This is a genomic window from Acidovorax sp. GW821-FHT09A11, from assembly GCF_059418365.1.
Map to the genome: position 1 here is coordinate 283708 of NZ_JBWKPS010000004.1, position 23014 is coordinate 306721.

Consider the following 23014-nt stretch of genomic DNA (forward strand, 5'->3'; position numbering starts at 1 on the left):
GGAGAGCGGGGCGGTTCGTGAATGAGGCCGGGGTGCGGCGGGACAGAACAGAGAAGGGCAGAGACTGATATGGCAAGAGAATACAAAGACGTCGTGGTGGGGCTGGACATCGGCACGGCCAAGGTCATGGCCGTGGTGGCCGAGGTTCTGCCCAATGGCGAGCTCAAGCTCGCAGGCCTGGGCGTGGCCCCGAGCAATGGCTTGAAGCGCGGCGTGGTGGTGAACATCGACGCCACCGTGCAGAGCATCCAGCAGGCGCTGAAGGAGGCCGAGCTGATGGCCGACTGCAAGATCCAGCGCGTGTACACCGGCATCACGGGCAGCCATATCCGCGGCCTCAATTCCAGCGGCATGGTGGCCGTGAAGGACAAGGAGGTCACCTCGGCCGACGTGGCGCGTGTGGTGGAAACGGCCAAGGCCATCAACATCAGCAGCGACCAGCGCCTGCTGCTGGTGGAGCCGCAGGAGTTCGTGATCGACGGGCAGGATGTGAAGGAGCCCATCGGCATGAGCGGCATCCGCCTGGAGGCCAAGATCCACATCGTGACCGGTGCGCAGAGCGCGGCCGAGAACATCATCAAGTGCGTGCGCCGCTGCGGCCTGGAGGTCGAGCAGCTCATGCTCAACCCCCTGGCCAGCAGCCAGGCGGTGCTGACGGATGACGAGCGCGAGCTGGGCGTGGTGGTGGTCGACATCGGCGCGGGCACGACCGACGTGGCCATCTTCACCGGCGGCGCGATCCGCCACACGGCGGTGATCCCGATCGCGGGCGACCTCATCACCAGCGACATCGCCATGGCGCTGCGCACGCCCACGAAGGACGCCGAGGACATCAAGGTCGAAAGCGGCTACGCCAAGCAGCTGCTGGCCGACCCCGAGGCGCAGGTGGAAGTGCCCGGCCTGGGCGACCGCAGCCCCCGCATGCTCAGCAAGCAGGCGCTGGCCGGCGTGATCGAGCCGCGCGTGGAAGAGATCTTCTCGCTCGTGCAGCAGGTGGTGCGCGAGTCGGGGTATGAAGAAGTGCTGTCGTCGGGCATCGTGCTCACCGGCGGCAGTTCGGTGATGCCCGGGATGATCGAGCTGGGCGAAGACATCTTCCTGAAGCCCGTGCGGCGCGGCATTCCGAAGTATTCCAGCGCCTTGTCTGACATGGTGGCACAGCCCCGGGCTGCTACCGTCATGGGCCTACTGGAAGAGGCGCGCCTGGCGCGGCTGCGCGGCTTCAAGGTGGCACAGAAAAGCGGTTCCATGAAGACGGCGTTTGGCCGTTTCAAGGACTTCATCGTGGGGAATTTCTGACCATGAAATTTCCTCTTTGGCTGGCGAGAGGCAGTCCGCACCGAATACCGCGTGGGCGATGGCGACGATGTACCGGACCGCCATCCCCGCTGCGCACGATGACATACCGAACAACCCATTGGCAGTTGCACACGAGATTGCAAACGAATTCAGTGAAAGAAACAGGAGCTCCAACATGACCATCGAAATGATCGAAGCCGAAGAATTCAACCAGGGCACCCAGATCAAGGTGATCGGCGTGGGCGGCGGCGGCAGCAACGCCGTCGAGCACATGATTGCCCGCAGCGTGCAGGGCGTGGAGTTTGTCTGCGCCAACACCGACGCGCAGGCATTGACCCGCAGCTCGGCCCACCGCCACATCCAGCTGGGCGGCAGCGGCCTGGGCGCCGGCAGCAAGCCCGACAAGGGCCGTGAAGCCGCCGAGGCCGCGGTGGACGACATCCGCCTGGCCATCGACGGCGCGCACATGCTGTTCATCACGGCCGGCATGGGCGGCGGCACGGGCACGGGCGCCGCACCCGTGATCGCCCGCGTGGCCAAGGAAATGGGCATCCTCACCGTGGGCGTGGTCACCAAGCCCTTCGACTGGGAAGGCGGCCGCCGCATGACCAACGCCGACAACGGCCTGGCCGAGCTCGAAGCCAACGTGGATTCGCTGATCGTGGTGCTCAACGAGAAGCTGCTGGAAGTGCTGGGCGATGACATCACCCAGGACGAAGCCTTCGCCCATGCCAACGACGTGCTCAAGAACGCCGTGGGCGGCATTGCCGAAATCATCAATGAATACGGCCACGTGAACGTCGACTTCGAAGACGTGCGCACCGTGATGGGCGAGCCCGGCAAGGCCATGATGGGCACGGCCACCGCCAGCGGCCCGGACCGCGCCCGCATCGCCGCCGAACAGGCCGTGGCCTGCCCGCTGCTGGAAGGCATCGACCTGTCGGGCGCCAAGGGCGTGCTGGTGCTGGTGACGGCCGCCAAGGGCAGCCTGAAGCTGTCCGAATCGCGCCTGGCCATGAGCACCATCAATGCCTACGCCTCGCCCGACGCGCACGTGATCTACGGCGCTGCCTATGACGACAGCCTGGGCGACGAGATCCGCGTGACCGTGGTGGCCACCGGCCTGTCGCGCCCCAACGCGCGCCGCCAGCCGATTTCGGTGGTGCAGGGCGGCCTGCGCACCGGCACGGACAACGTGGCCTACCAGATGCCCATCGCGGGCACGGGGGCCCTGGGCTCGGCCATGGGCGTGCAGGGCGGCCATGCCGGCAGCGCGCAGGCCGACTACGGCAGCATGTCGGTGCCCAGCGTGTGGCGTACCAACCGCACCCAGGCCGCGGCGCGCGTGGACGCGCTGTCCTCGGGCGGCATGGACGACCTGGAGATTCCGGCCTTCCTGCGCAAGCAGGCGGATTGATTCGGTACTCCCCCTGAGCGGCTACGCCGCTTCACCCCCTCTCTCGCTGCGCGGGAGGGGGCGAGGTCTGCGGCTCCCAGCCCGCCTGCGCGGGCTGGGACAGACAGAGCGCCCCTTGACTCTGGCAAGGGGTTTCTCGACATGCGCGGCGGGGCGGCGGCCCTTGCGCGGTGTCTCTGGCATTGGGCCGTGACGGTTTCCACCACCGCGCTTCCTATTTGGCTCGTATGCTCCTCAGCTGCGCAGTCACCGCCGTCTGGGTACGCGTGGCGCGCAATGCAGTCGCTGCGTGGCGCTACCTGCGTGTCTCTGACAGCTTGTACGCCGCCCCTGCGACTCCGTTTTCTATCAGGGTCATAGGCAGCCGTGGATGGTTTTTGCGGGGTCGCCCCACTAAAATCCCCGGATGCTCCAGCAACGCACCCTCAAGACGATCACCCGCGCCGTGGGCGTGGGCCTGCACAGTGGCCAGCGGGTCGAGCTGACCCTGCGGCCTGCGCAGCCGGACACCGGGATCGTGTTCCGCAGGGTGGACCTGCCGCAGCCGGTGGACATCCCCATCCGGGCGGAGGCCGTGACCGACACCCGCCTGGCGTCCACCATCGCCGTGGGCAATGCCAAGGTGCACACCGTGGAGCACCTCATGTCGGCCTGCGCGGGGCTGGGCATCGACAACCTCTATGTGGACATCACCGCCGAAGAGGTGCCCATCCTGGATGGCTCTTCGGCATCGTTCGTGTTCCTGCTGCAAAGCGCGGGCATCGAGCTGCAGAATGCCCCCAAGCGCTTCATCCGCGTCACCCGCCCCGTGGAAGTGCGCGAAGGCGAGGGCGCCGCGGCCAAGTGGGCTCGGCTTGCGCCCTACCACGGCTACAAGCTCAGCTTCGAGATCGACTTCGACCACCCCGCCGTGGATTCCACGGGCCAGCGCGTGGAGTTCGACTTGGGGCAAGGCAACTACAGCCGCGACATCGCCCGCGCGCGCACCTTCGGCTTCACGCGCGATGTGGAGATGATGCGCTCCAACGGCCTGGCGCTGGGCGGCGGCCTCGACAACGCCATCGTGATGGACGACTACAAGGTGCTCAACAGCGACGGGCTGCGCTACGACGACGAGTTCGTCAAGCACAAGATCCTGGACGCGATGGGCGACCTGTACCTGATCGGCAAGCCCCTGCTCGCGGCCTACAGCGCCTTCCGCTCGGGCCACGCCATGAACAACCTGCTGCTGCGCGAGCTGCTGGCCCAGCGCGATGCCTGGGAGGTCGTCACGTTCGAGGACGAGCGCCAGGCGCCCGGCGGGTTTGCCCAGCCGGCGCGCGCCTGGTGAGCATGAAGCACCATTCCCGGGCCGCAGCCCGGAGCCTCCTGCCAGTGCCGCGCCCGTTTTCACGGCGCCGGGAGTCCCTGACATGCTGATCTTTCGCTGGCTGGCCATGCTGCTGCTCCTGGCGGCGGCCGTGTCGTTTGCCTTCTATGCCGGCACGGGGCAGGCGCGCTACAAGCGCCTGGGGCTCGTCATCCTCAAGTGGACGGTGATCGCGGCCGTCTTCTTCTTTGCGGTGGTCCTCATCGGGCGCCTCGCCTGACCGAGAGGCTCCGCGGCGCGGTTTTTTCTCTCTGGCCTATACTCGCGCCTGCTCCGGGGTGTGCGTAAGCGCTGAGATGCGAGGTGGCTGAAGAAATTCGGCAGGCCTTGCGAACCCGACGAACTTGATCCGGTTCATACCGGCGGAAGAAGAGCCGACCTCCTTGTCTCCGTGCCCGCAGTCCCTGCTGGCACGCCATGCCTCAGGTGCAGCCGCACCCGAGGGGCGCACAGGTCCATTCCGGAGCAGCACCCACCGCCACCGGAACCAGGAGACCTGCCCATGAACGCCCCCGACCCCCACGCCAAGCTGGCCACCCCCGAGAAGTTCGCCGAGTTGCTCGCACGCACGCGCGAACCCTTTCCTGCCTCACGCAAGGCCTACCTCCCCGGCCACCTGCACACCGATCTGCGCGTGCCCGTGCGCGACATTGCGCTGACCAACGGCGAACTGGTCAGCGTGTACGACACCTCCGGCCCGTATACCGACCCCGAGGCTGCGATCGATGTGCGCAAGGGCCTGGCGGGAGTGCGCGGCGGCTGGATCACCGGCCGTGGCGACGTGGAGCACTACGAAGGCCGCGCGCCCGTGGCGCTGGACGATGGCCAGAAAAGCGAAGACGCCACCCGTCTGGCCCAGCTGCGCGCCGAGGCCGCGGCTCTGCAGCGCAAGCCCTTGCGCGCCAAGGCGGGTGCCAACGTCACGCAGATGCACTATGCGAAGAAGGGCATCGTCACGCCCGAGATGGAATACGTGGCCATCCGCGAGAACGGCAAGCGCGAGTGGATGGAGCAGTACATGGCCGACGCTGGCCGCGAGCAGCGCCTGATGGGCAACCCCATGGGCGCGAGCATCCCCAAGATCATCACCCCCGAATTCGTGCGCGATGAAGTAGCCCGGGGCCGCGCCATCATTCCCGCCAACATCAACCACCCCGAGGTCGAGCCCATGGCCATCGGGCGCAACTTCAAGGTCAAGATCAACGCCAACATCGGCAACTCGGCCGTCACCTCCAGCATCGAGGAAGAGGTCGAAAAGCTGGTGTGGGCGATCCGCTGGGGCGCCGACAACGTGATGGACCTGTCCACCGGCAAGAACATCCACACCACGCGCGACTGGATCGTGCGCAACTCGCCCGTGCCCATCGGCACGGTGCCCATCTACCAGGCGCTGGAGAAGGTGGGCGGCGTGGCCGAGGACCTGACCTGGGCGATCTTCCGCGACACGCTGATCGAGCAGGCCGAGCAGGGCGTGGACTACTTCACCATCCACGCGGGCGTGCGGCTGGCCTACATCCACCTCACCGCGCAGCGGCGCACGGGCATCGTCTCGCGTGGCGGCTCCATCATGGCCAAGTGGTGCATGGCGCACCACCGCGAGAGCTTCCTGTACGAGCACTTCGAGGACATCTGCGACATCATGAAGGCGTACGACGTGTCGTTCAGCCTGGGCGACGGCCTGCGCCCCGGCTGCGCATCGGACGCCAACGACGAAGCGCAGTTCGCCGAGCTGCACACGCTGGGCGAGCTGACCCAGGTGGCCTGGAAGCACGACGTGCAGACCATGATCGAAGGCCCCGGCCACGTGCCCATGCACATGATCCAGGCCAACATGACCGAGCAGCTCAAGACCTGCCACGAGGCGCCGTTCTACACCTTGGGCCCGCTGACCATCGACATCGCACCGGGCTACGACCACATCGCATCGGCCATCGGCGCGGCCATGATCGGCTGGATGGGCACGGCCATGCTGTGCTACGTGACGCCCAAGGAGCACCTGGGGCTGCCCGACCGCGACGACGTGAAGCAAGGGATCATCGCGTACAAGATCGCCGCCCACGCGGCCGATGTGGCCAAGGGCCACCCGGGGGCCCGCGCGCGCGACGACGCGCTTTCCCAGGCGCGTTTCGACTTCCGCTGGCAGGACCAGTTCAACCTGGGCCTGGACCCCGACACGGCCAAGGAATACCACGACGAAACGCTGCCCAAGGACAGCGCCAAGGTGGCGCACTTCTGCTCCATGTGCGGCCCCAAGTTTTGCTCCATGAAGATCACGCAGGAAGTGCGCGAATTTGCCGCCCAGAAGGGCGTGGCGGAGGCCGAGGCGCTGGCCCAGGGCATGCAGACCAAGGCGGCGGAATTCCAGCAGCGCGGCGGGCAGTTCTACATTCCCGTGACACCGGTGGCATAAGCCCGCCTACTGACCCCGGGGATTCCCTGCAAAGGGCCCCGGGGCGGTGCTTACCCTGTGCGGCGGGGGCGGCAGCCCGGCATATAGTCCGGCCACACTCGGTTCAGAAGACCGGGGGGAGGGCGTGGCACCAAATTTGCTATGCTGGATTGTCTGTTAAAAATTGTAAGGAAGAGCCATGAATGCTCTGGGCCGCTTCTCCATCCGCACGCGCCTTTACTTCGGAACCGTCTTTTCCCTGATCCTGCTTGTTGTCATCGGCGCCATGGGCTACGTGGCGCTGGACCGCACGCGCGGCACGCTGCAGGTGCTGTTCTCGCAGCGCGTACAGACCCTCACCGACATGTCGGAGCTGCGCACCACGCTGGGCGACCTGCGCCGTACCGAAAAAGACATCATCATCAACTTCAACAACTCGGTCGAGGTCTCCGCGCTGCGCGAGACCTGGGCCAAGACACTGGCCGCGCTGCGCAAGAGCCTGGCCGATGTGCGCCAGGTGCAGTCGGGCGATGCGGCCTTCGTCGAGTCCATCGACAAGTCGCTGGCCGAGATCAAGCAGTACGAAACCGGCATTTCCCCTATCTTCGAGAAGATCGAGGGCGCGCAGCTCGATGGCGCCGGCGGCGGCGCCTATGCCGACCGGCTCAAGGTCCACATGGAGGCCACCGACAAGCTGTTCTCCAGCCTGGCCACCACGGCCCGCGCGCAGATGGACGAGGCCCGCGCGGGCGTGGAGTCCCGCACCTCCACCATGTCGGCCTTCATCGGCATCGGCCTGCTGCTGGGGCTGGCCGTGCTGATCCCGCTCACGTTCTTCAGCGTGCGCTCCATCACCGGATCGCTGCGCCAGGCGCAGGAGCTGGCCGACCGCATCGCCAGCGGCGACCTGTCGCGCGATGTGGAGGCCATGAACCAGGATGAGGTGGGCCAGCTGGTGGCCGCCATGGGGCGCATGCAGGATGCGCTGCGTGGCCTGGTGCGCCAGGTGCAGGACACGGCGGGCAACATCTCCACCGCCAGCTCCGAGATCGCCAGCGGCAACCACGACCTGAGCCACCGCACCGAGCAGACGGCTGCCAATCTGGAGGAAACCGCTTCGTCCATGGAGATGCTGACCAGCACCGTGCAGCAAAGCGCGCAGTCCTCGCGCCAGGCCAGCGACTTCGCCTCCACGGCCGCCGAGGTGGCCGCGCGCGGCGGCACCGTGGTGTCGCAGGTGGTGACCACCATGGACCAGATCACCACCAGCTCGCGCAAGATCGCCGACATCACGGGTGTGATCGACTCCATCGCCTTCCAGACGAACATCCTGGCGCTCAATGCCGCGGTCGAGGCCGCGCGCGCGGGCGAACAGGGCCGCGGCTTTGCCGTGGTGGCGAGCGAGGTGCGCAGCCTCGCGCAGCGCAGCGCGGAGGCGGCCAAGGAGATCAAGGGCCTCATCAGCTCCTCGGTGGAGCGGGTCGAGGACGGCTCGCGCCTCGTGAGCCAGGCCGGCCAGACCATGACCGAGATCGTGAGCAGCGTGCGCCGCGTGTCCGACATCATTGGCGAGATCACCGCTTCGTCGGCCGAGCAGAGCGACAACATCGGCCAGATCAGCCAGGCCGTCTCGCAGCTCGACCAGATGACGCAGCAGAACGCGGCCCTGGTGGAGCAGTCCACTGCGGCCTCGGAATCGCTGCGCGAACAGGCGGTGCAGCTGACCAGCGCGGTCCGGCAGTTCAAGCTGCAAGGGGGGGGCTCGGAGCTGCCCTCCTCGCCTTCATCGGCGCCGCTGGCCTCGCCCGCGCCCGCCGTTTCACCGGCGGGCCGGCGCCCCGCGCTGCAGATCCGCTGATCCCAAGCGTTTTGGGCCGCTGGCGCTTGCTTGTCAAGCGCGGATTGCTATTAAAAAAGTAGCAAAATGATCCCGGTGGCGCACCGCCACCGAGAGGGCCTGTGGCGCGGCCGCCGGCCCGTGGGATCAGTCCCGCGTCACGCGCAGCACTTCCTCGCGGCTGGTGATGCCCGCCGCGATGAGCCGCTCGCCATCCTCCCGCATCAGCGCCATGCCATCGGCCAGCGCGGCGGTGCGGATGTCGGCCTCGGAGGCCTGGTTGTGGATCTGGGCGCGGATCGCGTCCGTGGTCACCAGCAGCTCGAACACGCCGGTGCGGCCGGTGTAGCCCGTCTGGCCGCAGTGATCGCACCCGCTGCCCTGGCAATGGCTGCAGTACTTGCGCACCAGGCGCTGCGCTAGCACTCCCAGCAGCGAGGACGACAGCAGGAAGGGCTCCACGCCCATGTCGGTCAGCCGCGTCACGGCGCTGGCGGCGTCGTTGGTGTGCAGCGTGGCCAGCACCAGGTGGCCCGTCAGTGAGGCCTGGATGGCGATCTGCGCGGTCTCGAAGTCGCGAATTTCACCGATCATGATGATGTCCGGGTCCTGCCGCAGGATGGCGCGCAGGGCCTTCGCAAAGGTCAGCTCGATCTTGCTGTTGACCTGGGTCTGGCCGACGCCGGGCAGCTCGTATTCGATGGGGTCTTCCACCGTCATGATGTTGTTGCGCGTGGCGTCCAGGCGCCCCAGGCCCGCGTACAGCGTGGTCGTCTTGCCCGAGCCCGTGGGCCCGGTCACCAGGATGATGCCGTGCGGCTGCGAGATGAGGCCTTCGAAGCGGCGCAAGGTGTCGCCCTGCATGCCCACGGCTTCCAGGCTGAGCTTGCTTTCGCTCTTGTCCAAAAGCCGCAGCACCGCACGTTCGCCGTGGGCGCTGGGCAGCGTGGACACGCGCACGTCGATGGCGCGGGTGCCCAGGCGCAGGCTGATGCGGCCGTCCTGCGGCAGCCGTTTTTCACTGATGTCGAGGTCGGCCATGATCTTCAGGCGCGAGATCAGGGCGGCGTGCAGCGCGCGGTTGGGCTGCACCACCTCGCGCAGCGTGCCGTCCACCCGAAAGCGCACGCTGGAATGGCGCTCGTACGGTTCGATGTGGATGTCGCTTGCTCCGTCGCGCGCGGCCTGCGTGAGCAGGGCATTGAGCATGCGGATGATGGGTGCGTCGCCGGCGGACTCCAGCAAGTCCTCCACGGCGGGCAGTTCCTGCATCATGCGCGAGAGGTCGGCATCACTCTCGACCTCGCTCACCACCGTGGCCGCACTCGATTCGCTGTGCGAATACACGGCACTGATGCGCTGGGCCAGTGCCGGGGCGTCGAGCGGCAGCAGCTGCTGCACGGCGTGCTTGCGCAGCACCTCCGACAGCGCCCCCGCGTCGGGGTGGGGGCCATGCCACAGCACCAGCTGGTGGCCGTCGTCCTCCAGCAGCAGCTGGGCCGTGCGGGCAAAGGCGTAGGGTAGGGGGTGGCGCATGGGGGCTCGGTCCTCAGAGCGCCTGGGCCGCCACCGTGGCGTTCAAGGCCGTCTGGCTGCGCACCGTGGCCGCAGCCGCCTGGGCGGCGTCTTCCGTGGCGAACGGGCCTACGCGCACGCGGGTGGCTTTGCCCCGGTTGGTTTCCACCGCCTGCAGGGACAGCGGCAGCGCGGAGTCGCGCAGCTTGGCCATCGCGCTCCTGGACTGGGCGTCCTGGCCCATCACGCCGACGTTCACGTAGTACAGGGGCACCGGCACCTTGGCCATGGGCGTGGCGGCGGTGCCGGGCTGGGCCGGGGCGCTGCTTTGTGGGGCCGTGGCGGGGTTGACTGGCTGGGGCGCGGGCACCGGGGTCAGCTGCTGCTGCTGTTGCTGCTGCAGGGGCGCCGGCATGGCGGCGGGGGCGGTGCGTTCGGGTGCCACGGGCAGTGCGGGCAGCACCGGGGCCCCCGATACCGTACCCATCATCAGGCTAGGGGCGGGCTGGGTGGCGTGCTGCAGCGCCCGGATGGCTTCGTAGCGGTCCACCACCAGGGCGTCGCTGGTCGCGTTGTCGCGCACCACGATGGGGCGCAGGAAGATCATCAGGTTGGTCTTGCGGCGCGAGCGGTTCTCGCTCTTGAACAGGTTGCCCACCACGGGCAGGTCGCCCATCACGGGCACCTTGTCTTCGCCCTGCGAGTAGGTGTCCTCCAGCAGGCCGCCGATGACGATGATGCTGCCGTCGTCCACCACCACGTTCGATTCGACCGCACGCTTGCTGGTGGTGGGGCCGGTGGCGTTGGACAGGGTGGAGCGGTCGATCTTGGAGATCTCCTGGTAGATCGCCATTTTCACGGTGCCGTTCTCGCCGATCTGCGGGCGCACCTTGAGCATCAGGCCCACGTCCTTGCGCTCCACGGTGTTGAACGGGTTCACGGTGCCGCTGTTGCCGGTGTTCGCATACGAGCCCGTGACGAAGGGCACGTTGTCGCCGATGAGGATGCGCGCCTCCTCGTTGTCCAGCGTCATCAGGTTGGGGGTGGACAACACGTTGGCGTCGCCGCTGTTCTGCAGGAAGTTGGCCAGCGCGCCCAGGTAGTACTGGCCGTTGATGCGCGGCGCGAGCGCCAGGTTCAGGCCCCCGCCCAGGCCGCCCGCGGCGGTGGCGATGCTGCTGGCACTGCCCGAGGCCAGCGCGGCGGTCAGCCCCAGGATGTTGGCGCCGGCCGCGCCGGAGTTGGTGCCGATCACACCCACGGTGCCATCGCCCTGCTTGCCCAGGATGCCCTGCCACTGGATGCCGAACTGCGCCACTTTGTTGGCCGACACCTCCACGATCAGACTTTCCACCAGCACCTGCGCGCGGCGGCCGTCGAGCTTGTCGATGACCGCGCGCAGCTGGCGGTACAGCGGCTCGGGCGCCGTGATGATGAGCGAGTTGGTTGTCGGGTCCGCCTGGATCTGGCCGCCCGTGGAGGGCTGGTTGTTGTTGGTGCTGCTGGTGCCCATGCTGGAGCTGCCAGAGCCCAGGCCGGAGTTGCCGCCGCCCCCGGACAGGCTGCTGCCCGTGGACAGCATGCTGCCGCTGTTGTTGCCACCGCTCACGCCTGCGCTGGGCGCCGCCGGTGCGGTGCTTGCGCCCGCGCCGCCACCTCCCGTGTTGCCGCTGCCGCCCATGGCCGCCATGGCGGCGCGCAGGGTGGTGGCCAGCTTGGTGGCGTCGGCATTCTTCAGGTAGACCACGTGGATGTTGCCGGTGGCCGCGCTGCTGCCGGGCGCGGGCGCCTGGTCGAGCTGCGCCACCAGCGCGCGCACCTGGGCCACGCGGGCCGGGTTGGCCGCGCGCAGGATCAGCGCGTTGCTGCGCGGCTCGGCGATCAGCGTGGTCTTGAACGAGGTGTCGGTCTGGCCCTGTGCGCCTGGCGCGCCGGGGGTGGCGCCGCTGCCGCCGTCGATCAGGCGCGCCACCAGCGGCGCGAGGTCGGTGGCGACGGCGTTGCGCAGAGGGATCACTTCCACGTCGCTGGCGTTGGAGACATCCATGGCCGCCACGATGCGCGCCAGGCGCTGCAGGTTGTCGGCGTAGTCGGTGATCACCAGCGAGTTGTTGCCGGGGTTCACGTTGATGGTGTTGTTGGGGCTGATCAGCGGGCGCAGCACGGGCACGAGGTTGGCCGCGTTCTCGAAGTTGAGCTTGAAGATCTGCGTGACGATCTGCCCGCCCCCGGGCGCGCTGCCGGCGTTGCCCTGCACCACGCTCACGCTGCCGCCCTGCAGCTTGGCGTCGGCCTCGGGCACCACCTTGTACAGGCCTGCGGCCTCCACCACCGTGAAGCCCTGCAGGCGCAGCGCGGCCAGGAACTGCTGGAAGGCGGCGGCGGGTGTCACGGCCCGTTCGGTGACCAGGTTGAGCTGGCCCTTGACGCGGGGATCGACCACCACGTTGCGGCCGGTGATGGTGGCCATGGTGCGCGCCACCGCCTCGATCTCGGCATTGGCGAAGTTCAGCGTGACCGGTTCGCCCGAGCGCACGCTGCCGGTGCTGGTGTCAATGGCGGTCTGCGCAATGATCTGGCCGCCAGCGCAGGTCAGTAAAGCGCTGAAAGCTATTGTTTTGAGAGCAAAACCCGGGCGGTGCGAAAACAAGGAAGTCATAGGTTCAACCCACGGTGATGATGGAGCGCGCGCCGCTGCGCCGTCCGATGATGTTCAGGAGATTGGACAGGGCGGCCTCGCGCTCGGGGGTGGCGCTGGCCTCGCCCGCAAACCGCAGGCGCTGGCCCACCCACTGGCCGGTGCCGCTGAGCTGCAGGTGGCCGTCGAGCGTGCTGAGCGTGAGCGCGGGCACCTCGCCGCCCGCCAGCAGCAGCCGGTAGCTGCCCATGGGCCGCAGGGTGGACAGGCGCGAGGACATGGCCCGCGCATCCATCTGGGCCTGGCCCTCCAGCACCATGCGGCCCGCGGTCCAGCTGAAGGCCAGGCCGCGCGTCTGCAGCGTGAGCTGGCCTTGGGGCTGCAAGGTGTTCCAGGGAGTCCCGAGCCCGGCCAGGATGGCGGCGGGCCACTGGCTTTGGCCATCGGCCAGGGTCAGCCGGGGGCCGGCCCAGCGGGCCTGTGCGTACAGCTGCAGGGGCTCGGGCGTGCAGCAGCTCGCATGCAGCTGGGCGCGCAGGCCGGCGAGGCCGGGGCGCAACCGCCACTCCACCCGGCCGGGCAGGGCCGCGCGGTCCTGGCTCGCCGCGCCGCCGGTCAGCACCAGCTGGGCCGAGCCGGTCCAGACCGTGCCGCGCGCCTGCAGCAGTTGCACCTGGCCATTGGTGGCGCGGGCCAGGCCCCGGGCCAGCCAGTGCGCTGGCGCGAAGGCCAGCACGGCGGGCAGCACGCCGGCCACGGCGCCCGCCAGCGCCCAGCCCCAGGCGGAGCGCGGGGCACGGACGGGAGGCTTGCGGGTGCGGGTGCGGGTGCTGGTGGCCACGTTGAGGGAATATCTGTCTGTCTGTCGGCTGGTCTGTCTGGCGGGCCGTGTCAGCGCTGGGCTGGCAGGGCGAGGACCAGCGTGCCGTCCCAGCGCGGCATGGCCGAGGCCGGGGCGCCCAGGACGGCGGGTGCCGCGGTGCCCGGGGGAGGAGCGGCCGGGGCGCTGCGGGCCAGCCGCGCCTCCACCGGCGTGGCCCGTGCGTTGCTGCGCGCCTGGGCCAGCCACTGGCCCAGGGCGTCGGCGGGCGCGCCCTTGAGCGTCACCGTGGCGCGGTCGCCCACCACATTGAGCTGGGCGGTGTTGCCCAGGCGCTGGGTCAGGGCGGTGCGCAGCGCGCCCACCGCGTCGCCGGTGCTGGTGCGCGGGGCGGATTGGAGCTGCTGGGCCTCGGCCTGCAGGCCCTGCATGTGCTGAAGCTGCGTGTCGAGCGCGGCATGGCGGGCGGGCGCGGTCCGCAGCGTGGACAGGGCGGGGGCCACGGCCACCCACCACAGCAGGGCGAGGGCGATCAGGCCGCCCGCGGCCAGGACCAGTGTTTGTTCGCGGGGTGCCAGCGCCTGCCAGCGGTCCCGCAGCGCGGTGGTGTTGCGTGTCATGGGGTGCCTTGCGCATGGGGCCGTGGGCCGCCTTCGGCGGCGCTCATCAGCAGGCTGCCGTCTTCCAGCCGCACCCGGTAGCCCGCGGCTTCCAGGCGGGCGCTGAGCGCGGGTTCCTCGTCGGGGGCCAGCGCCACGCCGCGCAGGCGCAGCTCGCCAGGGGTGTATTCGATGCCGGTGGGCTGTCGGCCGCTGGGCAGGGCCGTGCCCGCAGCGGCCAGCAGGGGCTCCAGGTCGCGCGCCGAGACGCTGCCGGCGGCCTGCCGCAGCTGCGCCAGCTCGCGCTCCATCTGCACGGGGGCATCCACCACCACCTGCACCTTGGGGAAGGTCTGGGTCAGCGTGGCGCGCACCGCGGCCTGCTTGGCCGCCAGCGCCTGGCGCTCCTGCCAGGCCCAGGCGTTGAGTCCCACCAGATGGGCCGCGGCAAGCAGCCCGGCACCCCAGCGCGCCGCGCGCCACTGGGGGGCGTACAGCAGTGCGCTGGCCACGCTGCCCGCCTTGCGCAGCGCGCGCGTGCGTCCCGTGCTGGCCAGGTCGAACTGGGCCAGGTCCCAGTCGCCGCGCGCGGCTTCCAGCGCCCGCTGGCTGGCCGTGTGCAGCGCCGCGCGCTGGCCCAGGGTGCGTTCCGCGAGGGCCGCCACGGCGGGCTCGGCGCGCACGACGGGAGCGTCGCCGTCCTCGCCGGAAGCCGCCTGGGCGGGCATGCCCGCGCGGGCCAGCGCCATGGCCATGTTCGACAGGGGCAGCACGGCCACGCCGTGGTCCGCGCCCTGGCCCGTCAGGACCACGCAGGCGTCCTCGGGCGTGCCCAGCACGCACAGTTCGGGGCGGCCGCTGGCGGTCGGGCCGGGGGCGAACTCGGGCACCACGCGCGCCACGCGGCGGCCCGCGGCCTCCAGCGCCTGCAGGTTCTCGCGCAGCCAGGCGCGGTCGCACACGGCCACCCACACGGGTTCGCCGGGGTGCGCCGCGGGCTGGATCGCGAAGTGCAGCTGGGAGGCATCGTCAAGCACGCGGTCTTCGAGCAGCCCCTCCAGAACGGACCGCAGGCGCGGTGTCTGCTGCCCGGCGCCCAGGGGCAGGCCGGGAGGCAGCTGCACCTTCTGCCACGACAGCGCCCGCGCGGGCACCACGGCCACGACCTCGCCGCCAGGGCGCGTGGGCTCGGGCAGCAGCGCCGCCGGGGCGCTGGCATGTCGGATGGCGGTGTGGCCGTCCGCCGTCAGCGTGTAGCTGTACTCGGTGGCGGGGCCCGGGCGGGCGGGCGGCAGGAAAAGGATGAGGGTGCTCATGGACGGGTTTTGCGGGCCATTTTAGGGGGCGGGCTTGACAGTGCAGGGCCCAACCCGCGGATGTGTTGCGGATGTGTTGCGTCTCAGCGCGGAGGCTGCGGCGCGGCCCCGGTGTTTTCGCGGTCAAAAGCGCCGCGTTCGCGCCACAGCGTGGTCACCTCGATACCCTGTTTGCGCACCAGCGACCGCTCGTCCACCATCGCATCGCCCAGGCGCAGGCGGCCCCGCACCTCGAAGTAGGAGGAGGCCACCGCATGGGCGCCTTCATTGATGTCGATGTTCGCGCCCAGCAGGTCGCGCACTTCGCTCAGGGTGCGGAAATGCCGTGCCTCGCGGACCTGCAGGATCTTCTGGGCGCTGGCCATGTCCAGGCCGTCGATGGCGGCCAGCAGCACGTCGATGTCGGCGGTGTTGATGTTGACCGGGGTGCGCACGGGCAGCAACGCCACGTGCGGGGTCAGGCGGACGACGGTGGCGGGCGCCAGGCCCAGCCAGCCCAGCTGGGACACGGTGGGTGGCATCAGTGGCGCCGTACTGCTGTCGCTGCCCGTCGTGGCCTGTGCCTGCCGCAGGGCCTGCGCGAGCAGGCCGAGCTCCTGCTGCGGCAGCCCCAGGCGTTCGAACAGCCGCGTGAACTGGCGCATCGCCACGGCCTGCTCGGGCCCGGTGGCCGCCAGGTTCATGAGGTTCATGCGGCCTTGCATGTCCGAGATCTGCCCCGACAGGAAGGCTTCGGTGGTGTCGGTGCTGGCGTCGTCCACCTGGCTCACGTTCTTGTCCGCCGCGAGAAAGGTCGACAGCCGCGCCTCCTGCAGCGGCACGGCCCAGGGCTCGGCCAGGTGGTCGGCGCCGCCCGAGCGGCCATCCTCGCGCAGGATCAGGCGCGACCAGTCGAGCGCGCCGACCAGGATCCAGGTGGACTGCACGCGGCCGCGCTCGGCCGTCTCGACCTCCACCGCGCGCCACTGCTGCCACATGGCCGCGGCCGCGAAGGTGGCCACCAGCGTGACGGTGAGCATGGCCAGCAGCAAAGCGGCCCCCCGTGAGGCGCTGCGCGCCTTCCCTCTCTCTCGCTGCGCGGGAGGGAGACGCATCCGGTGGCCCGGCAAAGCCGGTTCCACGGGGGCACTGGCGTTGGCCGTGCCAGCGTCATGGGTGCGTGGTGCGCGGCGCCTCACGATCTGCCTCCGCCCAGCACCGGGTTCACCCAGTCGCGCGTGAGGCGCCCGACCAGGGCCTGGCCTGGCGGCAGGGTGATCTGCAGGCGCACGCCGTCGGGGATGGCCGCCGCGCCGCTCGCGCTGGCGCCGCTGCTGGAGAGCGGGTTGGACCAGGCGCCGCCCCGGTAGTAGAAGATCTGCCAGTCCGCCAGCGGCAGCAGCGTCATCTCGTGGCGCCGCTCGGCCTCGCCCGGCGTGCGCGCCCATTGCGCCGCCAGCTGCCAGGCCTCCTGCCATTGGGCGCGCGTGCGCACCGGGGGAGACTGCCAGCGCATCCACTGGCCCTCGCCCTGGGCGCCCCGGCGTGTCCAGGCCACCACCAGGGCGCCTTCGTCGGGCACGGCGCTGCTGCGCCGCGTCAGGCGCAGCACCTGGCCGTCCCAGTCGAGCGGCGTGGTGTTGGCGATCGGCGTGAGCGCATCCAGGTCCGTGCCCCATTGGCCCAGCGCCGCCTGCAGCACCAGCATTTCATCCGCCCGCTGGCGCGTGATCTCCTGCGCCCGCACCATGCCGTCCAGCCCGCGCCAGCTCAGGATGGCCAGCAGGCTCATCACCGCAATCGCCAGCAGCAGTTCGACCAAGGTGAAGCCACCGTGAGTGCGACGTGACGGGTTCCTTCTGACATGCGGCCGCGCATCGCCGGAGGCCGTGGAACCTGGCGCGCCCCAACGCCAGTGCCACCGTGGAACTGGCTTTGCCAGGCCACGGGTGGCATCCCCCTGGGGGGAAGGCGCGAAGCGACTCAGGGGGGGCATCTGGTCAATACCTTCCAATGATGGTCGAGATGCGCAGGATGGAGTTGTCGCCATCCAGCACCTGCGCGTCCACGCGGCGAAAGCTCGGGTTGGGCGTGGGGCGCACGCTCACGGCGACGGTGAGCGTGCGCCCCGCCTGTTCGCAGGCGAGCGTGCTGTCGCCCACGCTGGGCATCTGGCGCGACAGGCGGGTGTACACGAGCTCGTTCTCGGCGCACAGCTGGGCCAGCACGATGTCCGACTGGCGCAGCGCGTTGCGGGTGAGCGCGGTGGTGGCCTGCAGGCCCGCCATGAGGGCGATCGCGACGATGCCCAGCGCCACCAGCACTTCCACCAGCGTGAAGCCGCGCTGCGGCGCGCTGCGTCGATCCGGGCGCGGGCGGCTGCTCACTGGACCGGCTCGACGGTGAAGGGGCGCACGCCATCGGTGGCGACGCGCAGCGCGCGTTCGGGATGGGCGTGGTGGGTGATCAGCACCTGCTGCGGGCCGATGAGCGGCTCCGGTCCCAGCACCAGCACGGTGGGGGCTCGCGCCGTGGTGCCCGCATCCAGCCACTGGCTGGGCAGCGCCTGCTGCGCGCTGGGCGGCAGCCCTTCGAAGCGGAACCCGCGTGCCTCGGTGCGCCAGCGCACGGGCATGCCGCCGGCGCGCGACTGCGCGCGCGCGGATTCCAGCAATGCCGCCAGCCGGGCCGCCTCGCGCTCGATCAGCGTCTGCCCGCTGTCGCGCATCGCCACGCCCACGCCCGCCGTGGCGAGCGCGATGATGCTGATGACCACCAGCAGCTCCAGCAGCGTGAAGCCCCCCTGGGCCGCTGCGCGGCGTCCCCGCAGAGGGGCCGGGCCACCGGTGGCCCGGCCAGGCCGGTTCCACGGCATCCCCGGCCTGGGGCGCGCCAGTGTCATGGGGCGGGGGTGCACGGCGAAGGGCCGGCCCTCATTGCCAACTGCCAATATCGGCATCCTTGCCTTCGCCGCCGGACTGGCCATCGGCGCCGAACGACATCACGTCGATCTCGCCCTTGATGCCGGGGTTCAGGTACTGGTACGGGCGGCCCCAGGGGTCGTTGGGCAGTTTTTCGAGGTACAGCTTCCAGTTGTTGGGCACCGGGCCCGAGGTGGGCTTGACGATCAGCGACGGCAGGCCCTGCTCGGCCGTGGGGTAGCGCTGGTTGTCCAGGCGGTACAGCTTGAGCGCCTGCATGATGTTGGTGATGTCGGTGCGGGCTGCCGTCACGCGGGCGTCGTCGGCACGCTCGAGCACATTGGGCACGATGAGGGCGGCCAGCACGCCGATGATGACGAGCACCACCATCAGCTCGATGAGGGTGAAGCCCCGGGAGAGGCTGCGGCGGGCGGAGCGCAAGAGGAAGGGGAGGGAAGTGTTCACTGCTGGCGGTCTCTCGGATGGTCGGATCGCGTGAATCATAATCCCCGCATGGTGACCAATTCACACAGCAAATGGGGCGTGCGCCTGGGGACCCTGGCGCTCTGGGCCGCGGCGGGCGCCAGCGTGGTCTTCTGGGGCCTGCGCCTGTCGGCGCCGGCGGGCGGCATCGCCGCGCCCGCGGTGTTGCCAGCGCCGGTGGCGCCCGACGCGCAGGCGCTGGCCCGCCTCCTCGGGGCGGTGGCCTCCCCGGCGGGCGCTGCGCCCGCGCCCGCTGCGCCCACGCTGGCCAGCCGGTTCGCGCTGATCGGGGTGCTCTCGGGCCGCAGCAGCGGCGGCGGTGCCGCGCTGATCGCGGTGGACGGCAAGCCGGCCAGGCCCTTCCGCGTGGGCGCGGCGGTGGACGAGGGGCTGGTGCTGCAGGCGCTGGGCCCGCGCCAGGCGCAACTGGGCGCCGAGGTGGGAGGCGCCGCCACGCTCACGCTGGACATGCCCCTGAAGCGCTGACCCGGCGCGTGGCGGGCGCAGTCGCCCGCCAGGGCCTCCGCTCTCAGATGCCCCGGTGGGCGATGTCCCACTCGCCCCAGCCCGGCGCGGCAAGGGGCCATTCTTCGGAGCGCGGCAGCTCGCCCCCACGTGCCTGCAGCCAGGCCACGCAGCGGATCACGCCGGCATGGGTGATCCAGGCCACATCCCGTGCGGTTTCTTCTGCGGGCGGGAGGGAATGCAGCGCGGCTGCCACGCGCTCCAGCATGGCCGCCAGGCTTTCACCATTCCCGGGGCGGTAGCTGGCGAACGCGGCCGTCCAGGCGTCGATGTCGGAGCGGGCGATGGCATCCCAGGCCAGCCCTTCCCAGCTGCCAAAGTCCATTTCGCGCAGGCGGGCGTCGGGTTTGGATATCAAATCAGGCCGCAGCGCTTGCAATTCCATCGCAAGCTGCTCACATCTTTGTAGCGTGGAGTGGAACACCTGGATCCCGGGTGGCAGGGTGGCGGCCAGGCGTTCCGCGGCGGCGCGGGTGGCGGCGGGGTCGGCGGGGACGTCCAGCGCGCCGTAGCAGATGCCGGGCGCCACCCGCGGCTGGGCATGGCGCACCAGCCAGAGGCGGGCGCCGCGCTGCGGTCGGGCCACGGGCTTCACATCCAGCGCAGGGCCAGCGCCGCGCCCAGGTAGAAGCCGATTTCGCTGACCTGCTGCGTGGCGCCCAGGCAATCCCCCGTGAACCCCCGCAGCCGGCGCGCAAACCAGCGGGCCATCCAGGCGGCGGCGAGTGCGCTCAGCACAATGGCTGCTATTAAATATGTAGCTGATTGTGCTTTCCAGACAAGCGCCAGCGGCACAAAACACCATGAAAATGCCGTCGCCAGCGCAGTGCCCGAGATCTGGTCGGCCAGCGGCTTGCTTTTGGAGCGGGCGGTGTCCCCCACATGCGGCAGGCTGCGCACGATGAGCAGGGGCCAGAAACGCGACACCACATGGGCCCCCGCCAGCGCGGCCACGGCGGCCAGCAGGCTGTGGGAGCCCAGCAGCGCCAGCACGCTGAGCTTGGCCAGCAGCGCCAGCACCAGGGCCATGGCACCGAACGCGCCGATGCGCGAGTCCTTCATGATGTCCAGCGCCCGCTCGCGGTCGGCACTGCCGCCCAGGCCGTCGGCCACATCGGCCAGGCCGTCCTCGTGGAAGCCGCCGGTCATCAGCACCGTGGCGATGGTGCAGAACACGGCGGCCACGGCCGGTGCCAGCGGATTGGGCGCCAGCGCCCAGTGCAGCGCGGCATAGACGCCCGCCGCGAGCAGCGCCGCCAGCCAGCCAATGCCCGGAAAGTGCGCCGCGCTGGCGCGCAGCATGGCGGGGCTGTAACCCACCCACTGCGCCAGCCGCCCGGTCACCGGGATGCGCGTGAAGAACTGCACGGCCAGCAGGTAGTGGCGCAGGGCTTGCATGGACGGGCGGAGGAGGCTATGTCAGATTTGATAGCTGACAGCGCTGGTTGGATAAGCGCTGGAGGCCGGTTCGACCCATATTCTGGTCACTTGGAACGCAGGAACAGCCGGTAGGCCGGGTTCAGCGTCTCTTCCACGTACGGGTAGCCCAGCGTGGCCAGGAAGGCGTCGAACGTGGCGGTGTCCTCGGGCGGCACCTGCATGCCCACGAGGATGCGGCCGTAGTCGGCGCCCTGGTTGCGGTAGTGGAACAGGCTGATGTTCCAGGTCGGCTGCATCAGGCTCAGGAACTTGAGCAGCGCGCCCGGCCGCTCGGGGAAGGTGAAGCGCATCAGCCGCTCGTCCTGCGCCAGCGCCGAATGGCCGCCCACCAGGTGGCGCAGGTGTTCCTTGGCCAGTTCGTCGTGGGTCAGGTCCAGCGCCTCGAAGCCGTGGCGGCCGAAGTTCCGGGCGATCTTGTCCGATTCGCCCTTGCCGTTGGTGGTCAGGCCCACGAACACATGGGCCTGGGCGGCGTCGCTGATGCGGTAGTTGAACTCGGTCACGTTGCGCGCGCCGCCGGGCAGGTCGCCCACCACCTCGCAAAAGCGCCGGAAGCTGCCCCGTTCTTCGGGGATGGTCACGGCGAACAGCGCCTCGCGCTCCTCGCCCACCTCGGCGCGCTCGGCCACGAAGCGCAGGCGGTCGAAGTTCATGTTGGCGCCGCACAGGATGGCGGCGTAGGTCTCGCCCCGGGTCTTGTTCTCGGCCACGTACTGTTTGATGGCGGCCACGGCCAGGGCCCCCGCGGGCTCGACGATGCTGCGCGTGTCCACGAAGATGTCCTTGATGGCGGCGCAGACGGCGTCGGTGTCCACGGTGATGAAGCCGTCCACCAGGCCGCTGTGGGTGATGCGGAAGGTTTCCTCGCCCACGAGCTTGACGGCCGTGCCGTCCGAGAACAGGCCCACATCGAGCAGCGTGACGCGCTGGTGCGCGTTGACCGACTGGATCATTGCGTCCGAGTCGTTCATCTGTACCCCGATCACCTTGATCTCGGGCCGCACGGCCTTGATGTAGTTGGCCACGCCAGAGATGAGTCCGCCGCCGCCGATGGCCACGAACACGGCATCGAGCTGGTTGCTGCCCAGGCTTTGCAGCTGGCGCAGGATCTCCATGGCGATGGTGCCCTGGCCCGCGATCACGTCCGGGTCGTCGAACGGGTGCACGAAGGTCAGGCCCTGTTCCTTTTCAAGCGTCACCGAGTGGCCGTAGGCGTCGGAATAGCTCTCGCCAAACAGCACGACCTCGCCACCCAGCGTCTTCACGGCATCGATCTTGAGCTGCGGCGTGGTGGTCGGCATCACGATGACCGCGCGGGCGCCCAGCTTGTGGGCGCTCATGGCCACGCCCTGCGCGTGGTTGCCGGCCGAGGCGCAGATCACTCCGCGCGCGAGCTGCTCGGGCGTGAGGTGCGCCATCTTGTTGTATGCGCCGCGCAGCTTGAAGCTGAACACCGCCTGCTGGTCCTCGCGCTTCAAGAGCACCTTGTTGTGCAGGCGGCGGCTGAGGTTCTTGGCGGGCTCCAGGGCCGACTCCACCGCCACGTCGTACACGCGGGCGGTCAGGATTTTCTTCAGGTAGTCGGCGGGGGTGAGGTGCAGGGTCATGGCGGGAGCTGGTGGGGCCGCCGCTGGACAGCGGCGGGGGCCACATCATAGGGCGTCGGTTTCCGGCCTGGCCCGGACGCCACACGGGCGGCAGGCGGCCGGACCGGCCAAAAAAAAGCCCCGGGCCGTGAGGCCTGGGGCTAATCCATCCTTTGAGGAGATGGAGGAGACAATCGGTGCGGGGCAAGTACCGGATTCCGGACTTCTTGCCGCCTGCCGTTTCCTTTTTGTTCGAAACCGGCAGCGCATGGGCGAAGTTTAGCGCGAGTCTTGTTGCGATGCAGCAAAATTCGCATCAAATTCTTTTCGTTTCGGTTTTCCGTGCGAAAAAAACCACGTGTCACACAGGAGAAACACAAATGGAATGCACAGTCAGTTGGACGGGAGGGGCAGGAACACGCTCCGGCATGGGCTTCGTGGCCGAAACCGGCAGCGGCCATGTCCTGGCCATGGATGGCGCCCCCGATGCCGCCAACCCCGCCAATGGCGGGCAGAATCTGGCGCCCCGGCCCATGGAGACGGTGCTGGCCGGAACGGGTGGCTGCACCGCCTATGACGTGGTCCTGATCCTCAAGCGGGGCCGCCACGACGTGCGCGGCTGCAGCGTCAAGCTCACCACCGAGCGGGCCCAGACCGACCCCAAGGTGTTCACCAAGATCCACATGCATTTCACCGTGACGGGCAAGGGGATTCCCGCCTCGGCGGTGGAGCGCGCCATTGCCATGAGCCACGACAAATACTGCTCGGCCAGCATCATGCTCGGCAAGACCGCCGAGATCACCACCGGCTTCGAGGTGATCGAGGCCTGACGGCCGCCCCGAACCGCGGCGGGCGCCCGGGCAGCACGCACTTTCCCGGTG

The 23014-nt window shown here is 69.6% G+C and carries 21 protein-coding genes and 1 riboswitch; of the genes, 8 read left to right on the forward strand and 13 right to left on the reverse strand.

The window, feature by feature from the left end; genetic code table 11:
* Positions 1-69 precede the first annotated feature (69 nt).
* The 6 genes from ftsA (at position 70) to AC07PV_RS12440 (ending at position 8332) form a co-directional block, all read left to right on the forward strand.
* Entirely contained in the window at positions 70-1299 is a 1230-nt protein-coding gene (gene ftsA, locus AC07PV_RS12415; RefSeq protein ID WP_008903721.1) for a cell division protein FtsA, read from the forward strand.
* Positions 1300-1474: 175 nt separating this feature from the next.
* On the forward strand, positions 1475-2716 hold the full coding sequence (gene ftsZ / locus AC07PV_RS12420; protein ID WP_218293302.1) for a cell division protein FtsZ: 1242 nt from the start codon (positions 1475-1477) through the stop codon (positions 2714-2716).
* Positions 2717-3122: 406 nt separating this feature from the next.
* Positions 3123-4046, forward strand: coding sequence for a UDP-3-O-acyl-N-acetylglucosamine deacetylase (lpxC, locus tag AC07PV_RS12425; protein WP_218293303.1), 924 nt, complete (start codon positions 3123-3125; stop codon positions 4044-4046).
* 82 nt (positions 4047-4128) lie between these two features.
* Positions 4129-4305 (forward strand): hypothetical protein, encoded by a 177-nt coding sequence (locus AC07PV_RS12430; protein WP_218293304.1) that lies wholly within the window; start codon positions 4129-4131, stop codon positions 4303-4305.
* Positions 4306-4349: 44 nt separating this feature from the next.
* Positions 4350-4473, forward strand: a riboswitch (TPP riboswitch).
* A 141-nt stretch (positions 4474-4614) separates the two neighbouring features.
* On the forward strand, positions 4615-6495 hold the full coding sequence (thiC, locus tag AC07PV_RS12435) for a phosphomethylpyrimidine synthase ThiC (RefSeq protein WP_218294387.1): 1881 nt from the start codon (positions 4615-4617) through the stop codon (positions 6493-6495).
* 178 nt (positions 6496-6673) lie between these two features.
* A complete protein-coding gene (locus AC07PV_RS12440) occupies positions 6674-8332 on the forward strand; it encodes a methyl-accepting chemotaxis protein (RefSeq protein WP_218293305.1) in 1659 nt (552 codons plus the stop codon).
* 126 nt (positions 8333-8458) lie between these two features.
* Here AC07PV_RS12440 and AC07PV_RS12445 read toward each other — a convergent pair whose 3' ends face one another.
* The 10 genes from AC07PV_RS12445 to gspG form a co-directional block, all read right to left on the reverse strand.
* Positions 8459-9847 (reverse strand): GspE/PulE family protein, encoded by a 1389-nt coding sequence (locus tag AC07PV_RS12445; protein WP_494596094.1) that lies wholly within the window; start codon positions 9845-9847, stop codon positions 8459-8461.
* 13 nt (positions 9848-9860) lie between these two features.
* Positions 9861-12485 (reverse strand): type II secretion system secretin GspD, encoded by a 2625-nt coding sequence (gspD, locus tag AC07PV_RS12450; protein ID WP_494630387.1) that lies wholly within the window; start codon positions 12483-12485, stop codon positions 9861-9863.
* A 4-nt stretch (positions 12486-12489) separates the two neighbouring features.
* Complete coding sequence (gene gspN, locus AC07PV_RS12455) at positions 12490-13305, reverse strand: type II secretion system protein N (RefSeq protein WP_494630389.1); 816 nt, start codon at positions 13303-13305, stop codon at positions 12490-12492.
* Between the two features lie 50 nt (positions 13306-13355).
* Positions 13356-13904 carry a type II secretion system protein M gene (locus tag AC07PV_RS12460; RefSeq protein WP_218293308.1) on the reverse strand — a complete coding sequence of 183 codons (549 nt, stop codon included), beginning with the start codon at positions 13902-13904 and terminating at the stop codon, positions 13356-13358.
* Entirely contained in the window at positions 13901-15199 is a 1299-nt protein-coding gene (gene gspL, locus AC07PV_RS12465; RefSeq protein ID WP_218293309.1) for a type II secretion system protein GspL, read from the reverse strand. Before gspL ends, AC07PV_RS12460 begins: the two co-directional genes overlap by 4 nt.
* Before the next feature lie 83 nt (positions 15200-15282).
* Entirely contained in the window at positions 15283-16293 is a 1011-nt protein-coding gene (gene gspK / locus AC07PV_RS12470; protein ID WP_218340430.1) for a type II secretion system minor pseudopilin GspK, read from the reverse strand.
* 80 nt (positions 16294-16373) lie between these two features.
* Positions 16374-17000, reverse strand: coding sequence for a PulJ/GspJ family protein (locus AC07PV_RS12475; protein WP_218293311.1), 627 nt, complete (start codon positions 16998-17000; stop codon positions 16374-16376).
* Positions 17001-17178: 178 nt separating this feature from the next.
* Complete coding sequence (gspI, locus tag AC07PV_RS12480; protein WP_218293312.1) at positions 17179-17565, reverse strand: type II secretion system minor pseudopilin GspI; 387 nt, start codon at positions 17563-17565, stop codon at positions 17179-17181.
* Positions 17562-18080, reverse strand: coding sequence for a prepilin-type N-terminal cleavage/methylation domain-containing protein (locus tag AC07PV_RS12485; protein ID WP_255591235.1), 519 nt, complete (start codon positions 18078-18080; stop codon positions 17562-17564). Before AC07PV_RS12485 ends, gspI begins: the two co-directional genes overlap by 4 nt.
* Positions 18081-18111: 31 nt before the next feature.
* A complete protein-coding gene (gene gspG, locus AC07PV_RS12490) occupies positions 18112-18564 on the reverse strand; it encodes a type II secretion system major pseudopilin GspG (RefSeq protein WP_370628420.1) in 453 nt (150 codons plus the stop codon).
* 48 nt (positions 18565-18612) lie between these two features.
* On the opposite strand from gspG, the gene AC07PV_RS12495 reads away from it, so the two are divergent.
* Entirely contained in the window at positions 18613-19068 is a 456-nt protein-coding gene (locus AC07PV_RS12495; RefSeq protein ID WP_218293313.1) for a type II secretion system protein N, read from the forward strand.
* A 43-nt stretch (positions 19069-19111) separates the two neighbouring features.
* Here AC07PV_RS12495 and AC07PV_RS12500 read toward each other — a convergent pair whose 3' ends face one another.
* The 3 genes from AC07PV_RS12500 to ilvA form a co-directional block, all read right to left on the reverse strand.
* On the reverse strand, positions 19112-19702 hold the full coding sequence (locus AC07PV_RS12500; RefSeq protein ID WP_494630390.1) for a histidine phosphatase family protein: 591 nt from the start codon (positions 19700-19702) through the stop codon (positions 19112-19114).
* Entirely contained in the window at positions 19699-20505 is an 807-nt protein-coding gene (cobS, locus tag AC07PV_RS12505; protein WP_218340428.1) for an adenosylcobinamide-GDP ribazoletransferase, read from the reverse strand. Before cobS ends, AC07PV_RS12500 begins: the two co-directional genes overlap by 4 nt.
* An 86-nt stretch (positions 20506-20591) precedes the next feature.
* Positions 20592-22154 carry a threonine ammonia-lyase, biosynthetic gene (gene ilvA, locus AC07PV_RS12510; RefSeq protein WP_369641439.1) on the reverse strand — a complete coding sequence of 521 codons (1563 nt, stop codon included), beginning with the start codon at positions 22152-22154 and terminating at the stop codon, positions 20592-20594.
* Between the two features lie 359 nt (positions 22155-22513).
* On the opposite strand from ilvA, the gene AC07PV_RS12515 reads away from it, so the two are divergent.
* Positions 22514-22963, forward strand: a complete 450-nt coding sequence (locus tag AC07PV_RS12515; RefSeq protein ID WP_369641440.1) for an OsmC family protein — start codon at positions 22514-22516, stop codon at positions 22961-22963.
* The last annotated feature ends 51 nt before the right edge of the window (positions 22964-23014 follow it).

What these genes read in the sequence shown, in the direction of transcription:
- ftsA (WP_008903721.1), top strand. Translation starts at nt 70, where the DNA reads ATGGCAAGAGAATACAAAGACGTCGTGGTGGGGCTGGACATCGGCACG.
- ftsZ (WP_218293302.1), top strand. Translation starts at nt 1,475, where the DNA reads ATGACCATCGAAATGATCGAAGCCGAAGAATTCAACCAGGGCACCCAG.
- lpxC (WP_218293303.1), top strand. Translation starts at nt 3,123, where the DNA reads ATGCTCCAGCAACGCACCCTCAAGACGATCACCCGCGCCGTGGGCGTG.
- AC07PV_RS12430 (WP_218293304.1), top strand. Translation starts at nt 4,129, where the DNA reads ATGCTGATCTTTCGCTGGCTGGCCATGCTGCTGCTCCTGGCGGCGGCC.
- AC07PV_RS12440 (WP_218293305.1), top strand. Translation starts at nt 6,674, where the DNA reads ATGAATGCTCTGGGCCGCTTCTCCATCCGCACGCGCCTTTACTTCGGA.
- AC07PV_RS12445 (WP_494596094.1), bottom strand. Translation starts at nt 9,847, where the DNA reads ATGCGCCACCCCCTACCCTACGCCTTTGCCCGCACGGCCCAGCTGCTG.
- gspD (WP_494630387.1), bottom strand. Translation starts at nt 12,485, where the DNA reads ATGACTTCCTTGTTTTCGCACCGCCCGGGTTTTGCTCTCAAAACAATA.
- AC07PV_RS12460 (WP_218293308.1), bottom strand. Translation starts at nt 13,904, where the DNA reads ATGACACGCAACACCACCGCGCTGCGGGACCGCTGGCAGGCGCTGGCA.
- gspL (WP_218293309.1), bottom strand. Translation starts at nt 15,199, where the DNA reads ATGAGCACCCTCATCCTTTTCCTGCCGCCCGCCCGCCCGGGCCCCGCC.
- gspK (WP_218340430.1), bottom strand. Translation starts at nt 16,293, where the DNA reads ATGCGTCTCCCTCCCGCGCAGCGAGAGAGAGGGAAGGCGCGCAGCGCC.
- AC07PV_RS12485 (WP_255591235.1), bottom strand. Translation starts at nt 18,080, where the DNA reads ATGACACTGGCGCGCCCCAGGCCGGGGATGCCGTGGAACCGGCCTGGC.
- AC07PV_RS12495 (WP_218293313.1), top strand. Translation starts at nt 18,613, where the DNA reads ATGGTGACCAATTCACACAGCAAATGGGGCGTGCGCCTGGGGACCCTG.
- cobS (WP_218340428.1), bottom strand. Translation starts at nt 20,505, where the DNA reads ATGCAAGCCCTGCGCCACTACCTGCTGGCCGTGCAGTTCTTCACGCGC.
- ilvA (WP_369641439.1), bottom strand. Translation starts at nt 22,154, where the DNA reads ATGACCCTGCACCTCACCCCCGCCGACTACCTGAAGAAAATCCTGACC.
- AC07PV_RS12515 (WP_369641440.1), top strand. Translation starts at nt 22,514, where the DNA reads ATGGAATGCACAGTCAGTTGGACGGGAGGGGCAGGAACACGCTCCGGC.